Origin of the sequence: Allobosea spartocytisi (assembly GCF_014764685.1) — a bacterium.
Taxonomy (GTDB): domain Bacteria; phylum Pseudomonadota; class Alphaproteobacteria; order Rhizobiales; family Beijerinckiaceae; genus Allobosea; species Allobosea spartocytisi.
The window spans coordinates 150442-164396 of record NZ_JACXWY010000003.1 but is presented as its reverse complement, the minus strand read 5'-3'; the positions used below and the strand labels follow the sequence as shown (position 1 = coordinate 164396).

The window sequence follows — 13955 nt, the reverse complement described above, 5'->3', positions numbered from 1 at the left end:
GCGCGGCCGGGGGCGCTGTGGCAGCTTGCGGCCATGTCGAACGCCGCTCCGCCCCGCCCCGCCAGCTACACCGCCTTCGGTCTCAAAGCCGAGGCCGAGCCGCTGTCACCGGGGCTGCACATCGTCGCCACGCCGATCGGAAACCTGCGCGACATCTCTTTCCGGGCGCTCGCCACCCTCGCCGCCGCCGATGCGGTCCTGGCCGAGGACACCCGCACCTCGAAGACGCTGCTGGCGCATTACGGCATCTCGACGCCGCTCCTGCCCTATCACGAGCACAACGCCGCGCAGATGCGCCCGAAGGTGCTGGCGAAGCTGCGCGAAGGCGGCAAGCTCGCTTTGATCTCGGATGCCGGGACGCCGCTCGTTTCCGATCCCGGCTACAAGCTCGTGGCCGAACTGGTGGCGGAAGGCCTGCCGGTTACGGGTATTCCCGGCCCCTCCGCCGTGCTGGCGGCGCTGGTGCTCGCCGGGCTCCCGACGGACCGCTTCTTCTTCGAGGGCTTTCTGCCTCCCAAATCGGGAGGGCGCCGCACCCGGCTGACCGAGCTCGCCGCCATTCCCGGCACGCTGGTCTTCTTCGAATCGCCCCGCCGCCTCGCCGAGATGCTGGCTGATGCCGCCGCCGTGCTGGGCCCAAGGCCGGGCGCTGTCGCGCGCGAACTGACGAAGTTCTACGAGACGGTCAGGCGCGGCACCCTCCCCGAGCTGGCCGCGCATTACGAGACCCAAGAGGAGGCGCGCGGCGAGATCGTCGTCATCATCGGCCCGCCGGGCGCCGTCGATCTCGTTCCCAGCGACGAGGCGATCGATGAGCGGCTGCGCGTGGCGCTGGCGAAGGTCTCGCTGAAGGAGGCGGTGGCGCAGGTCGCGGCCGAGACCGGCCAGCCGCGCCGCAAGGTCTATGCGCGCGCCCTCGAACTCACCCGCGACGATCCGTGACAGAACCGGCGACGCGCTCGGAATTGCGCAGCCGCCGGGCGCGGCGTTCCGGCCTTTCGGGCCGGCGGGCGGAATGGCTCGCCATCCTCTGGCTGATGGCGAAGGGCTATTGGCTGCTGGAGCGGCGCTTCGGCGGCAAGGGCGGCGAGATCGATATCGTCATGCGGCGCGGGCGCACCGTCGCTTTCGTCGAGGTCAAGGCGCGCGGCCGAATCGAGGATGCGCTCACGGCCGTGACAACGGAAAAGCAGCGCCTCGTCGAGCGGCGCGTCCGGCAATGGCTCGCCCGCAATCCCTGGGCGATGGGCTACGATCTCAGGGCCGATGCGGTGTTCCTGGCGCCCTGGCGCTGGCCGCGCCATGTGCCGGCCGCCTTCGCGCTTGTCCTGTGACGCAGGGCCACCTACTTGCAGGAACCCGACCGGCAGCCCGATAAGAACGGGCCGCAACAGGAAGCCCGCCCATGACTCTCTCCGTCGCCATCCAGATGGACCCGATCGAGCGCATCCGGATCGCCGGCGATACCGGCTTCGCCCTGATGCTGGAAGCGCAGGCGCGCGGCCACACGCTCTACACCTACACCCCCGACAAGCTCTCGCTGCGCGACGGCAAGGTCACGGCGCCGATCCGCCCGGTCACGGTGCGCGACGTCGAGGGCGATCATTTCACTTTGGGGGCCGAGGAGAAGGTCGACCTTTCCCAGCTCGACGTCGTGCTGCTTAGGCAGGACCCGCCCTTCGACATGGCCTATGTCACCACCACGCATATGCTGGAGCGCATCCACCCCAAAACACTGGTGGTCAACAACCCGACCGAGGTGCGCAACGCGCCCGAGAAGATCTTCGTCACCCATTTCCCGGAATTGATGCCGCCGACGCTGATCACCCGCGACAGGGCCGAGATCGAGGCCTTCCGCGACGAATACGGCGAGATCGTCATGAAGCCGCTCTACGGCCATGGCGGCGCGACCGTGTTCAAGACGGGCAAGGGCGATCCGAACTTCGGCTCGCTCTTCGACCTGTTCAGCAACCTCTTCCGCGAGCCCTGGGTGGTGCAGGGCTTCATCAAGGAGGTCACGGAAGGCGACAAGCGCATCATCCTGATCGACGGCAAGGCGGCGGGCGCGGTCAATCGCGTGCCGGCGGTCGGCGATCTCCGCGCCAACATGGTGCGCGGCGGCGCGGCGCGGCCGACCGATCTGTCGAAGCAGGAGCTTGCGATCTGCGAGGCGATCGGCCCCGAGCTCAGCCGGCGCGGCCTGCTGCTGGTCGGCATCGACGTGATCCACGGCAAGCTCACCGAGATCAACGTCACCGCGCCGACCGGCGTGCGCGCCATCAAGAAGCTGGGCGGGCCGGATCTGGCGGCGCAGCTCTGGGATGTGATCGAAGCGAAACGCTGAGAGGTTCCCTTCGACCTCTGACATGGTCATCCCGGGCGAAGCGAAGCGCAGACCCGGGATCCAGGCCTGGACCTCGGCCGGAAGCGCTCCGGAATCGGCGCCGCTTTGCTGCTTGCCCGGGATGACGGCGCCGTTAATTGATGGCGTTCAGGCCGCGACGTTCGTCCCGTTCAGCGGGTTCGTCTCGTCCCAGCCATAGCGCAGCGTCTCGAAGCGCATCGTCAGCGAATCGACCAGCAGGAGCTTGCCGACCAGCGGCTCGCCGAAGCCGGTGACGGCACGCACGACCTCCAGCGCCATCAGCGAGCCGATGATGCCGGGCAGCGCGCCCAGCACGCCGGCCTCCGCGCAGGTCGGGATCGAGCCCGGCGGCGGCGCATCCGGGAACAGGCAGCGCCAGGTCGGGTTCGGCCGCCCGTCCGGGCCGGTTTCATGGGCGCGGATCGTGGTCAGCGAGCCGTCGAAGCGGCCGAGCGCGCCCATCACCACCGGCCTGTGTTCATGGAAACAGGCGTCGGAGACGGCATAGCGCGTGGCGAAACTGTCCGAACCCTCGGCGACGACATCGTAGAAGGCGATCATCGCGCGGGCATTGTGCGGGTCGATGCGGGTGACATGTTCCTCGACCACGACATTCGGGTTGAGCCGGCGGATGAAGTTCGCGGCCGCCACGGCCTTGCGTTTGCCGATGTCGTCGGTGGTGAAGATGGTCTGGCGCTGCAGGTTCGAGAGCGAGACCACGTCGTCGTCGACGATGCCGATCTTGCCGATGCCGGCCGCGGCCAGATACTGGATCAGCGGCGCGCCGAGCCCGCCGGCGCCGACGACCAGCACGCGGGCGTTCTTCAGCTTCTGCTGCCCCGGCCCGCCGATCTCCGGCAGGACGATATGGCGCGCATAGCGCTCGATCTCGTCGTCGTTCAGCATCATCCCACAGGATAGGACCGGATGGCCTTCTTCGGCAATCGCATCGCGTTGCCGCGCCTGCGAAAGAGTTGACCTCATCGCCAGCTTGGCCGCGCCGCCGAGCCATGTCATCGTGGCACCATCGAGGGCCGGCTAACGGCACCCGGCTTCAACAGGGGACTATGCGATGCGTTTGGGTTCTTTCGCGGCGGCGCTGGCCGGCATGGTGATTTCGGCGGCGGCTTTCGCGCAGCAGCCGATCAAGCCGGCGATCGTCTACGACAAGGGCGGCAAGTTCGACAAATCCTTCAACGAGGGCGTCTTCATCGGCGCCGACAAGTTCAAGAAGGAAACCGGCGTCGAGTTCCGCGATTTCGAGCCGACGAACGATGCGCAGATCGAGCAGGCCCTGCGCCGCTTCGCCCGCGACGGCAATTCGCCGATCATCGCGGTGGGCTTCTCGCAGGCGACCGCGCTGCAGAAAGTCGCGGCCGAATTCCCGGACCTGAAATTCACCATCATCGACATGGTGGTCGAGCTGCCCAACGTGCAGTCGATCGTCTTCAAGGAGCATGAGGGCTCCTATCTCGTCGGCCTGCTCGGGGCGATGGCCTCGAAGACCGACAAGCTCGGATTCGTCGGCGGCATGGACATCCCGCTCATCCGCAAATTCGCCTGCGGCTACATCCAGGGCGTCAAGGCGGCCAAGCCCGGCGCCGAAATCTTCCAGAACATGACCGGCTCGACGCCTTCAGCCTGGAACGACCCGGTGAAGGGCGGCGAACTCGCCAAGTCGCAGATCGACCGCGGCGCCGACGTCGTCTACCACGCAGCCGGCGGCACCGGCATCGGCGTGCTCCGGGCCGTGACCGATGCCGGCAAGCTCGGCATCGGCGTCGATTCCAACCAGAACGCGCTGCATCCCGGCAAGATCCTGACCTCGATGCTCAAGCGCGTCGACGTTGCCGCCTACAACTCCTTCATGGCGGCGCGCGACGGCTCCTGGAAGCCCGGCATCTCCGTGCTCGGCCTCAAGGAAGGCGGCATCGACTGGGCGCTCGACGACAACAACAAGGCGCTGATCACGCCCGAGATGAAGGCCGCCGCCGAGAAGGCCAAGGCCGCCATCATCGCCGGCACGGTCCAGGTCCACGACTACATGTCCGACCAGAAATGCACGATGTGAGGCGCGGGCCGCACTCTTGAGCCTCGTGCCTTCCCCTCCTGCGATCGAGCTCGTCGGCATCTCCAAGCGCTTCGGCGCGGTCGCGGCGAACCGGGACGTTTCGCTTGCGGTCGCGGCCGGCTCGATCCACGGCATCGTCGGCGAGAACGGCGCCGGAAAATCGACGCTGATGTCGATCCTCTACGGCTTCTATGAGGCCGATGCCGGCGAGATCAGGATCGCGGGCGAGCCGCGTCGCATCCGCTCCCCCGCCGATGCGATCGCGGCCGGCATCGGCATGGTCCATCAGCATTTCATGCTGGTCGAGACGCTGAGCGTCGTCGACAACGTCGTGCTCGGCGCCGAGGGCGGGGCCAGCCTCAAGGGCGGGCTGGCGAAGGCGCGGGCGGAACTGGCCCGCCTGTCGCGCGAATACGGGCTCGCGATCGACCCCGATGCCACGGTCGGCGATTTGTCCGTCGGCCTGCAGCAGCGCGTCGAGATCCTGAAGGCGCTCTATCGCGGGGCGCAGATTCTGATCCTCGACGAGCCGACCGCCGTGCTGACCCCAGCCGAGGCCGATCAGCTCTTCGCCCTGCTCCGGGCGCTGAAGGCGCAGGGCAAGACGGTGATCCTGATTACCCACAAGCTGCGCGAGATCATGGACGTCACCGATACGGTCTCGGTGATGCGGCGCGGCGAGATGGTCGCCGGGTTCCGGACGGCGGAAACCTCGCCGCCGGCGCTGGCCGAGGCGATGGTCGGCCGGCGCGTGCTGCTGCGCGTCGAGAAGCCGCCGCGCCAGCGTGGCGCTGCCGTTCTCGAGGCGGTCGGCCTGTCCTGCCGCGACGCGCGCGGCACCGAGACGCTGCGGGATGTGAGCCTGACCCTCCATGCCGGCGAGATCGTCGGCATCGCCGGCGTCGCCGGCAACGGCCAGAGCGAGTTGCTGGAGGTGCTCGCCGGGCTGGTCCAGCCCACGCGCGGCGTCATCCGCCTGGGCGGCCAGATCCTCGCGGCGGCGGATCGTCATCCGGCCCGGCTGCGCGAGCGCGGTCTCATGCATATCCCGGAGGATCGCCATCGCAGCGGCCTCGTCACCGCCTTCAGCGCGGCGGAGAACGCGATCCTCGGCTATCAGGGCGATCCGGCCTTTCGGGCCGGGCCTTTCCTGTCGCCGTCGCGGATCGAGGCGCATGCGCTGACGGCCTTCGCGGCCTATGACGTGCGCCCGCCCGATCCCGCCCTGAAGACGGCGAAATTCTCCGGCGGCAACCAGCAGAAGATCGTGCTCGCCCGCGAGATCGAGCGGCATCCGCAGGTGTTGCTCGTCGGCCAGCCGACGCGCGGCGTCGATATCGGCGCGATCGAGTTCATCCACCGCAGGCTGATCGAATTGCGCGATGCCGGCGTCGCGATCCTGCTGGTTTCGGTCGAGCTCGAGGAGGTGATGGCGCTCTCCGACCGAATCATCGCCCTCTGCGGCGGCCGGATCACGGGAGAACGCGCAGCAGAAGCGGCGGATGAGCGCGATCTCGGCCTGCTGATGGCCGGCGTCACGGACGAAGCTGCATGAGCGCCGCCCCGGTCGAACTGCCGCGCTGGGCCGATACTGCGCTGGTGCCGCTCGTCTCGGTGGCGGCGGCCCTGCTGGTCGCCGGCCTCGTCGTCCTCGGCATCGGGGAGAACCCGCTGGAGGCGACGGCGCTGCTGCTGCGCGGCGCGCTCGGCAGCGCGGAAGGCATCGGCTTCACGCTCTACTACGCGACGAACTTCATCTTCACGGGGCTCGCCGTCGCCGTCGCCTTCCATGCCGGGCTGTTCAATATCGGTGGCGAAGGGCAGGCGACCGTCGCCGGCATCTGCGCGGCGCTGGCCTGTGGGGCGCTCTCGGCCATGCCGGGTTTCCTCTCCGTGGCGGGCTTCCTCGCCGCGCCGCTCGCCATCCTCGCGGCGGCTGCAGGCGGCGCGGCTTACGCCTTCATCCCCGGCTGGCTGCAGGCGAAGCGCGGCAGCCATGTCGTCATCACCACGATCATGCTGAACTTCGTCGCCGCGACTCTGATCGTCTATCTGCTGCGCGAAGTGATCGGCAAGATCGGCTCGATGCAGCCCGAGACAGCGGATTTCCCGGCACAGGCCGTGCTGACGCCGATGCACCAGCTCCTCGCACCGTTCGGAATCAAGCTGCCCTCGACCCCGCTCAACAGCGCCTTCCTGCTCGCCCTGATGGCGCTGGTCGCGGTCTGGTTGCTGATCTGGCGCACGCGGCTGGGCTATGCGATCCGCACCGTCGGGGCCAATCCCCGCGCCGCCGCTTATGCGGGGATTTCGCCCGCCGCGGTCACCATGATCGCCATGGCGATCTCGGGCGCGCTCGCCGGCGGGCTCGCGGTCAATGAGGCGCTCGGCGTGCAGCATCGGCTGGTGCTCGATTTCACCGCCGGCTACGGCTTCGTCGGCATCGCCGTCGCGCTGATGGGGCGCGGCCATCCGGTCGGGGTGGGCCTGGCGGCGCTGCTTTTCGGCGTGCTCTACCAGGGCGGGGCGGAGCTTTCCTTCGACAAGCCGGCGATCACCCGCGACATGGTGGTGGTGATCGGCGGCGTGCTCATCCTCTTCGCCGGAGCGCTCGACGGGTTGTTTCGCCGGCTGGTGGCGACGGCGCTCGGCCGCGGGGCAGCCGGCTGATGGAGTGGCTCCAGACCCTTGCCGTCGTGCTCGATTCGATGGTCCGGCTCTCGATCCCGCTGATCTGCGCGGCGCTTGCCGGGCTCTGGTCGGAGAAGGCCGGCGTCGTCGATATCGGCCTCGAGGGTAAGATGCTGATCGCCGCCTTCGCCGCTGCGGTCGCGGCCCTCGCCACCGGCTCGGCCTGGGTGGGGCTGGGCGCCGGCATTCTTGCCTCGGTCCTGCTGGCGCTGCTGCATGGCTTCGCCGCCATCACCTGGCGCGGCAACCAGATCGTCTCCGGCGTTGCGATCAACATGCTGGCGGCGGGCCTCACCGTCGTCCTCGGCAATGCCTGGTACGGGCAGGGCGGGCGCACGCCGCCGCTCGAAGGGGCCGCCCGCTTCGGAGAATTGTCGCTGCCCTTCGGCCCATGGGCGCGCGAGCATGTGCCGGTGCTCGGCCTCCTCTATGACGAGGTGGTTTCCGGCCATGCCGCGCCGGCTTATCTCGCCTTTCTCTGCGTGCTGGCCACCGCGCTCGTGCTGAGGCGCAGCCGCTTCGGCCTGCGCATCCGCGCCGTCGGCGAGAACCCCGCCGCCGTCGATACGGCCGGCATCTCGGTGGCCGGCCTGCGTTATGCGGCGGTCGCGATCTGCGGGCTGCTCTGCGGCATCGGCGGCACCTATCTCGCCGTGGCGCAATCGGCCGGCTTCCTGCCGCAGATGACGGCGGGGCGCGGCTTCATCGCGCTCGCAGCCGTGATCTTCGCCAATTGGCGGCCCTGGCCGGCGCTCGGCGCCTGCCTGCTCTTCGGACTGCTCGATGCGGTCGCGATCAGGCTTCAGGGCGTGACGCTGCCGGGCATCGGGCTGGTTCCGGTGGAGGCGATCCAGGCTTTGCCCTATCTGATGACCATCATCCTGCTCGCCGGCTTCATCGGCCGCGCGACACCGCCAAAGGCTTCCGGGATACCCTATGTCAAGGAACGCTGACATGAAGGACCGCTGACTTGGCCGCCGATCCCGATTTCGACGCGCTCTTTGCAGCCGCTTCCCGCCTCCAGCCGCGCGCCTACGCGCCCTATTCACGCTTCAAGGTCGGGGCGGCGCTGCTGGCCGATGACGGCACGGTCCATGCCGGCTGCAATGTCGAGAACGCCGCCTATCCGGTCGGGACCTGCGCCGAGGCCGGCGCCATCGCCGCGATGATCGCGGCCGGCGGCACGGCGATCCGCGCCATCCTCGTCTTTGGCGAGGGCGACGAGCTGGTCACGCCCTGCGGTGCCTGCCGCCAGCGCATCCGCGAATTCGCGAGCCCCGAGACACCCGTCGCCATCGCCGGGCCCGAAGGCATCCGCGCGCGTTTCACGCTGGAGCAGTTGTTGCCAGCGTCCTTCGGACCGGCCAATTTGCCGCGGTGATTTGCGGCGGCCGCATGGACGGCCGGGAGAGGGTTTGCATGGCGGTCGATCCGGCTTTCGACGAAGCGGCATCGGTGTTGATCGACAGGGGGATCGACGGCCCGATCGAATGCGCCCTGGTGCTCGGCACCGGGCTCGGCTCGATCGTCGACGATGTGCAGGACGCCGTCACGATTCCCTATGCCGATATTCCTGGCTTTCCGCATGGCGAGGTGTCCGGCCATGCCCGCCAGCTCTGCTACGGCACGCTGTTCGACCGCAAGGTGCTGATCTATCAGGGCCGCGCCCATTATTACGAAGGCGGCGATTCCGCGGTAATGCGCGTGCCGCTCGGCCTGCTCACCGCCTTCGGCTCGCCGCCGCTGATCCTGACCAATGCGGCCGGCTCGCTTTCGCCCTCGATGGGGCCGGGCAGCCTTGCGCTCATCACCGACCACATCAACCTCAACGGCCCCAATCCGCTGGTCGGCGACCGGGGCGACGGCCGCTTCGTGCCGATGGTCGATGCCTATGATCCGTTGCTGCGCGGGCGGCTGAAGCGCGCCGCGGCGAACGCGATCGTGCCGTTGGGCGAGGGCGTCTACATGTGGTTCTCGGGGCCGAGCTTCGAGACGCCGGCGGAAATCCGCATGGCAAAGACGCTTGGCGCCGATCTCGTCGGCATGTCGACCGTTCCGGAAGTCATCCTGGCGCGGCGCTACGATCTCCGCGTCGCCGGCCTGTCCATCGTCACCAATATGGGCGCGGGCCTCCATGGCGGCGCGCCCCATCACGGCGAGACACGCGATGTCGCCGCGGTGGCCTCGCGCTCGCTGCGCCGCCTGCTGCGCGCCTTCCTGTCGGAGCTTTGAACCATGTCGGACGACGCTTTCGCCAGACGCGCGCTCGCGCTGCTCGACCTGACCGACCTCGCCGACGACGCCACCGAGGACGGCGCCCGCGATCTCTGCCGCCGCGCCGTCTCCGGCCCGGTTCCGGTCGCGGCGGTCTGCCTCTGGCCGCGCTTCGTCGCGACGGCGCGTCTGGCTCTGGGCGACGGCCCGGTGCGGATCGCGACGGTCGTCAATTTCCCGGAGGGCGGGACGCCGATCGCGCCGGTCATCCGCGAGACCGAGGAGGCGCTGGAGGCCGGCGCCGACGAGATCGACCTCGTCCTGCCCTGGCAGGCCGTGCTCGCCGGCCATACGACGGCGGCGACCGCGATGCTCCGCAATGTCAGGATGCGCTGCGGCGACAGGCTGCTGAAGGTCATCCTTGAGACCGGCGAATATCCCGATCTCGAAAAGGTCAGGACGGCGGCCGAGCTCGCCATCGCCTGGGGCGCGGATTTCATCAAGACATCGACCGGCAAGACCGCCCGTTCGGCCAGCATCCCGGCGGCGCGCGTCATGCTCAACGTCATCGCCATGGCCGGCCGGCCGGTCGGGCTGAAACCCTCCGGCGGCATCCGCACGCTCGCCGACGCCAAGGGCTATCTCGACCTCGCCGATGCGATCATGGGGCCGGACTGGGCGACGCCGCGAACCTTCCGCTTCGGCGCGAGCGGCCTGCATGGCGCGTTGCTCGCGGCGATCGACGGCGCCGCGGCCGGCGAGGCCGCACCGGGGACTTACTGATGCGGCTGACGCAGGAGATCATTGCCGCCAAGCGCGACGGCCATGAAGTGCCCGATGCCGATATCCGCCAGATCGTCGCCGGGCTGACCGACGGCTCGGTCAGCGAGGGGCAGGCGGCGGCCTTCGCCATGGCCGTGTTCTTCAACGACATGACCGAGAAGGAGCGCGTGGCGCTGACGCTCGCCATGCGCGATTCCGGCACGGTGCTGAACTGGGACGACCTGCCGGGCCCCGCTCTCGACAAGCACTCGACCGGCGGCGTCGGCGATACGGTGAGCCTGCCGCTGGCGGCGGCGGTTGCGGCCTGCGGCGGCTATGTCCCGATGATCTCCGGCCGCGGCCTCGGCCATACCGGCGGCACGCTCGACAAGCTCGATGCCGTGCCGGGCTATGTGACGCAGCCGGGCATCGATCTCTTCCGCAAGGTGGTGCGCGAGACCGGCTGCGCCATCATCGGCCAGACCGCCGATCTCGCCCCGGCCGACAAGCGGCTCTATGCGATCCGGGACGTCACCGCGACGGTGGAATCGCTGCCGCTGATCACGGCCTCGATTCTGTCGAAAAAACTCGCCGCTGGCCTGCACGGCCTCGCCATGGACGTGAAGTTCGGCTCCGGCGCCTTCTTGCCGGAACCCGCGAAGGCGCGCGCCCTGGCGCAGGCGCTCGTCGGCGTCGCCAACGATTCCGGCCTGCCGACCACGGCCTTGCTCACGGACATGGACGAGCCGCTCGCCAGCGCCGCCGGCAATGCGCTCGAGGTTGCCTATGCGCTCGACCATCTGACGGGGCGCCGGCGCGAGCCGCGCTTCCACGAGGTCACGGTCGCGCTCGGCGCCGAGATGCTGCTGCTCGGCCGTCTGGCGGCGAACCTCGACGAAGCGCGTGGCAGGATCGAGGATGCCTTCGCCTCGGGTGCCGCGGCCGAGCGCTTCGCCAGGATGGTGGTGGCGCTGGGCGGCCCTGCCGATCTGCTCGAAGCGCCGGCAAAGCATCTCGCCGCGGCGCCGGTCGTGAAGCCGGTCTTCGCCGAGACGGCCGGGACGGTCTCGGGCATCGATACCCGCGCCGTCGGTCTTGCTGTCGTGGCGCTGGGTGGCGGCCGGTTGCGGCCGCAGGACGGCATCGACCATGCGGTCGGCCTCACCGATATGGCCGGCATCGGCGCGACGCTCGGGCCGGACCGTCCGCTCGCCATCATCCATGCGCGCGGCGAGGACGCTTTCCTTGCGGCAAGCGAGCGCTTGCGCAAGGCCTATCGGATCGGAGAGGGTGCGGCGCAGGGCGAACTGGTCGCCGGACGGATCACGGAGAGAACACGGGCATGAGTTTGCTTCTGGCCATGACGGGCTGGCATGTCGAGGACTGGCGGGCGCGCTTCCAGGCGCTGCTGCCGGAGATGCCGATCGTGGTGCCGGGCGAGCCCTTCGACCGCCGGGCCGTGCATTATGTCGCGAGCTGGAAGCATCCGGCCGGCAGCCTGACCGGCCTGCCGAACCTCGCGGCGATCTTCTCGCTCGGTGCCGGCGTCGATTTCCTCTTCGCCGACGACAAATTGCCGGAAGTGCCGATCGCACGCGTGGTCGATCCCGACCTGACGACGCGGATGAGCGAATATGTCGTGCTGCATTGCCTGATGTATCTGCGCCAGCAGCATCGCTACATGCGCCAGCAGCAGGCGAAGCTCTGGGAGGACGACCGCAACCAGCCGGCGGCCCGTTCCGTCCGTGTCGGCATCATGGGGCTCGGCGAACTCGGCCTCGATGCCGTGGCCAAGCTCAAGGTCATCGGCTTCGACGTGGCCGGCTGGAGCCGCTCGCCGAAGAGCGTCGAGGGGCTGCAGACCTTCTCCGGCGAGGACGGCATGAAGGATTTCCTGGCGCGGACCGACATCCTGGTCAGCCTGGTGCCGCTGACGCCCGAGACGCGCGGCATCCTCAACGCCGGGCTTTTTGCGGGGCTCGCGCAGGACGGCCGGCTCGGCGGGCCCTTCCTGATCAATCCGGGCCGCGGCGGCCTTCAGGTTGCCGATGACATCATCGCCGCGCTCGATGCCGGCACGCTCAAGGGCGCGACGCTCGACGTGTTCGAGACCGAGCCGCTGCCGGTGGAGTCGCCGCTGTGGAGCCATCCCGGCGTGACCGTCACCCCGCATAATGCCGCGATGTCCGAGCCGGAGGCGATCGCCACGCTGGTCGCGGCGCAGATCAGGCGGCTGGAGGCGGGCGAGCCGCTGCTGCATGCCGTCGACCCGGCCCGGGGCTACTGAGCACTGGCCCGAAAAGTCGAATCCGGTTTTCGGAAGCGGCCGATGCCGTAGCGCCATCTGGCGCCTTCACCGAACCGTCACCCCGTTGTTGTCGGGGTGCCATCCGGGCGCGCGAAGCCGGCTGGTCCTTTTCAGCCCGGAGAATTTCATGCGCTCGTCGCTCGCCATTATCCTGCTTCTGTCGTCCACCATGCTCGCCGGAGCGCAGGAGTCTCCGAAGGAATTTCCCGCGAAGCTTCTGAGCCAGGCGCTGCTGCCGGCCGAGACGATCATCCCCGCCCCCGCCGATGCGCCGGCCGATCTCAAGGTTTCCGGCAAGTTCGTCACGCCGGGCAAGCGCGTCGAGGCCGTCAGCACGGTGATGGGCACCTCGGGCGGGCGCCCGACGGGGCTCTCGACCCCCTTCGCCGGCCAGCCGGTCCAGGGCTTCTCCGGCATCCGTTCGCTGGGCAACAACGAGTTCCTCGTGCTGACCGATAACGGCTTCGGCGCCAAGGTGAACTCGCCCGACGCAATGCTGTTCTTTCATCGCCTGAAGGCCGATTTCGGCAAGGGCGCGCTCGAACGTGTCTCGACCACCTTCCTGCACGATCCCGACAAGAAGGTCCCCTTCCGCATCGTCCATGAGGGCACCGAGAAGCGCTACCTGACCGGCGCCGATTTCGATCCGGAATCGATCCAGCCGATCGGTGGCAAATACTGGATCGGCGAGGAGTTCGGCCCCTATCTCATCCGCGTCGACGCCAATGGCAAGGTCGAGGCCGTGTTCGAGACGCTGGTCGACGGCAAGCCGGCCCGCTCGCCCGATCACTACGCCGTCACCACCCCGGCCGCGCCGAACCTGCCGGTCGAGTTCAATGTCCGCCGCTCGAAGGGCTTCGAGGGCATGGCCCAGTCGCCGGATGGCCGCTTCCTCTACCCGCTGCTCGAAGGCCCGCTCTGGAACGCGGAAACCAAGGGCAACGAGGAAGTCGACGGCAAGGAAGTCCTCCGCATCCTCGAATTCGACGTCCAGAACGAGAAGTGGACCGGCCGTTCCTGGTTCTTCCCGCTCGAAGCCAAGGGTCTCGCCATCGGCGACTTCAACATGATCGATGCCACGACGGGCCTGATCATCGAGCGCGACAACGGCGAGGGCACCGCCGACAAGGCTTGTGCCGCCGGCCAGCGCGGCCCGGACTGCTTCCACGACATCGCCAAGCACAAGCGGATCGTCAAGATCGAGATGACCGACGCCAATGTCGGCAAGCCCGTGCGCCGTATCGGCTATATCGACCTGATGAAGATCGCCGATCCCGACGGCAAGGCGAAGCAGGGCACGAAGGACGGTGTCTTCACCTTCCCGTTCTTCACCATCGAGAACGTCGACGTGGTCGACCGGGCGAATGGCGTGATCGTCGTCGGCAACGACAACAACCTGCCCTTCTCCTCCTCGCGCGACCCGAAGAAGGCCGACGACAACGAACTCGTCCTGCTGTCGGTCAAGGACCTGCTCGACGCGAAGTGAGATCGTGCCTGCGCCGGCACCGCAGTGCGCGGGGTCGGCGCAGGCGCTCCGCGCCAGC

Annotated in this window: 14 protein-coding genes; 13 read left to right on the top strand and 1 reads right to left on the bottom strand. The window is 68.7% G+C overall.

Annotation, left to right across the window (positions count from 1 at the left end):
- Positions 1-33: 33 nt before the first annotated feature.
- The 3 genes from rsmI to gshB all read left to right on the top strand — a co-directional run bounded on the left by rsmI (position 34) and on the right by gshB (position 2344).
- Positions 34-942, top strand: a complete 909-nt coding sequence (gene rsmI, locus IED13_RS06150; RefSeq protein ID WP_191123686.1) for a 16S rRNA (cytidine(1402)-2'-O)-methyltransferase — start codon at positions 34-36, stop codon at positions 940-942.
- Entirely contained in the window at positions 939-1334 is a 396-nt protein-coding gene (locus IED13_RS06145; protein ID WP_133560475.1) for a YraN family protein, read from the top strand. Before rsmI ends, IED13_RS06145 begins: the two co-directional genes overlap by 4 nt.
- A 71-nt stretch (positions 1335-1405) precedes the next feature.
- The gene (gene gshB / locus IED13_RS06140) at positions 1406-2344 is read left to right on the top strand and encodes a glutathione synthase (protein WP_191123685.1); all 939 of its coding nucleotides are present in this window, start codon (positions 1406-1408) and stop codon (positions 2342-2344) included.
- A 147-nt stretch (positions 2345-2491) separates the two neighbouring features.
- Here gshB and IED13_RS06135 read toward each other — a convergent pair whose 3' ends face one another.
- Positions 2492-3274: a HesA/MoeB/ThiF family protein gene (locus tag IED13_RS06135; RefSeq protein WP_038365193.1), complete on the bottom strand. Its 783-nt coding sequence runs from the start codon at positions 3272-3274 to the stop codon at positions 2492-2494.
- A gap of 163 nt (positions 3275-3437) precedes the next feature.
- Here IED13_RS06135 and IED13_RS06130 point away from each other — a divergent pair, with 163 nt between their 5' ends.
- The 10 genes from IED13_RS06130 to IED13_RS06085 all read left to right on the top strand — a co-directional run bounded on the left by IED13_RS06130 (position 3438) and on the right by IED13_RS06085 (position 13897).
- Positions 3438-4436 (top strand): BMP family lipoprotein, encoded by a 999-nt coding sequence (locus tag IED13_RS06130; RefSeq protein WP_133560477.1) that lies wholly within the window; start codon positions 3438-3440, stop codon positions 4434-4436.
- A 25-nt stretch (positions 4437-4461) separates the two neighbouring features.
- Complete coding sequence (locus IED13_RS06125; RefSeq protein WP_191123684.1) at positions 4462-5991, top strand: ABC transporter ATP-binding protein; 1530 nt, start codon at positions 4462-4464, stop codon at positions 5989-5991.
- Positions 5988-7106: an ABC transporter permease gene (locus tag IED13_RS06120; RefSeq protein ID WP_191123683.1), complete on the top strand. Its 1119-nt coding sequence runs from the start codon at positions 5988-5990 to the stop codon at positions 7104-7106. The genes IED13_RS06125 and IED13_RS06120 overlap by 4 nt, the downstream gene beginning before the upstream one ends.
- On the top strand, positions 7106-8080 hold the full coding sequence (locus IED13_RS06115) for an ABC transporter permease (protein ID WP_112761533.1): 975 nt from the start codon (positions 7106-7108) through the stop codon (positions 8078-8080). Before IED13_RS06120 ends, IED13_RS06115 begins: the two co-directional genes overlap by 1 nt.
- A gap of 17 nt (positions 8081-8097) precedes the next feature.
- Entirely contained in the window at positions 8098-8508 is a 411-nt protein-coding gene (locus IED13_RS06110) for a cytidine deaminase (protein WP_112761532.1), read from the top strand.
- A 38-nt stretch (positions 8509-8546) separates the two neighbouring features.
- A complete protein-coding gene (locus IED13_RS06105; RefSeq protein ID WP_038364705.1) occupies positions 8547-9359 on the top strand; it encodes a purine-nucleoside phosphorylase in 813 nt (270 codons plus the stop codon).
- A 3-nt stretch (positions 9360-9362) separates the two neighbouring features.
- Complete coding sequence (gene deoC, locus IED13_RS06100) at positions 9363-10124, top strand: deoxyribose-phosphate aldolase (RefSeq protein WP_191123682.1); 762 nt, start codon at positions 9363-9365, stop codon at positions 10122-10124.
- Positions 10124-11449, top strand: a complete 1326-nt coding sequence (deoA, locus tag IED13_RS06095) for a thymidine phosphorylase (RefSeq protein ID WP_191123681.1) — start codon at positions 10124-10126, stop codon at positions 11447-11449. Before deoC ends, deoA begins: the two co-directional genes overlap by 1 nt.
- Positions 11446-12390 carry a 2-hydroxyacid dehydrogenase gene (locus IED13_RS06090; RefSeq protein WP_142022344.1) on the top strand — a complete coding sequence of 315 codons (945 nt, stop codon included), beginning with the start codon at positions 11446-11448 and terminating at the stop codon, positions 12388-12390. Before deoA ends, IED13_RS06090 begins: the two co-directional genes overlap by 4 nt.
- A 148-nt stretch (positions 12391-12538) precedes the next feature.
- A complete protein-coding gene (locus IED13_RS06085; RefSeq protein ID WP_191123680.1) occupies positions 12539-13897 on the top strand; it encodes an esterase-like activity of phytase family protein in 1359 nt (452 codons plus the stop codon).
- Positions 13898-13955 lie beyond the last annotated feature (58 nt).

Bases quoted from the DNA above. Each gene is read 5' to 3' on its own strand.
- rsmI (WP_191123686.1), top strand. From the start codon at position 34: ATGTCGAACGCCGCTCCGCCCCGCCCCGCCAGCTACACCGCCTTCGGT.
- gshB (WP_191123685.1), top strand. From the start codon at position 1,406: ATGACTCTCTCCGTCGCCATCCAGATGGACCCGATCGAGCGCATCCGG.
- IED13_RS06135 (WP_038365193.1), bottom strand. From the start codon at position 3,274: ATGATGCTGAACGACGACGAGATCGAGCGCTATGCGCGCCATATCGTC.
- IED13_RS06130 (WP_133560477.1), top strand. From the start codon at position 3,438: ATGCGTTTGGGTTCTTTCGCGGCGGCGCTGGCCGGCATGGTGATTTCG.
- IED13_RS06120 (WP_191123683.1), top strand. From the start codon at position 5,988: ATGAGCGCCGCCCCGGTCGAACTGCCGCGCTGGGCCGATACTGCGCTG.
- IED13_RS06115 (WP_112761533.1), top strand. From the start codon at position 7,106: ATGGAGTGGCTCCAGACCCTTGCCGTCGTGCTCGATTCGATGGTCCGG.
- IED13_RS06105 (WP_038364705.1), top strand. From the start codon at position 8,547: ATGGCGGTCGATCCGGCTTTCGACGAAGCGGCATCGGTGTTGATCGAC.
- deoC (WP_191123682.1), top strand. From the start codon at position 9,363: ATGTCGGACGACGCTTTCGCCAGACGCGCGCTCGCGCTGCTCGACCTG.
- deoA (WP_191123681.1), top strand. From the start codon at position 10,124: ATGCGGCTGACGCAGGAGATCATTGCCGCCAAGCGCGACGGCCATGAA.
- IED13_RS06090 (WP_142022344.1), top strand. From the start codon at position 11,446: ATGAGTTTGCTTCTGGCCATGACGGGCTGGCATGTCGAGGACTGGCGG.
- IED13_RS06085 (WP_191123680.1), top strand. From the start codon at position 12,539: ATGCGCTCGTCGCTCGCCATTATCCTGCTTCTGTCGTCCACCATGCTC.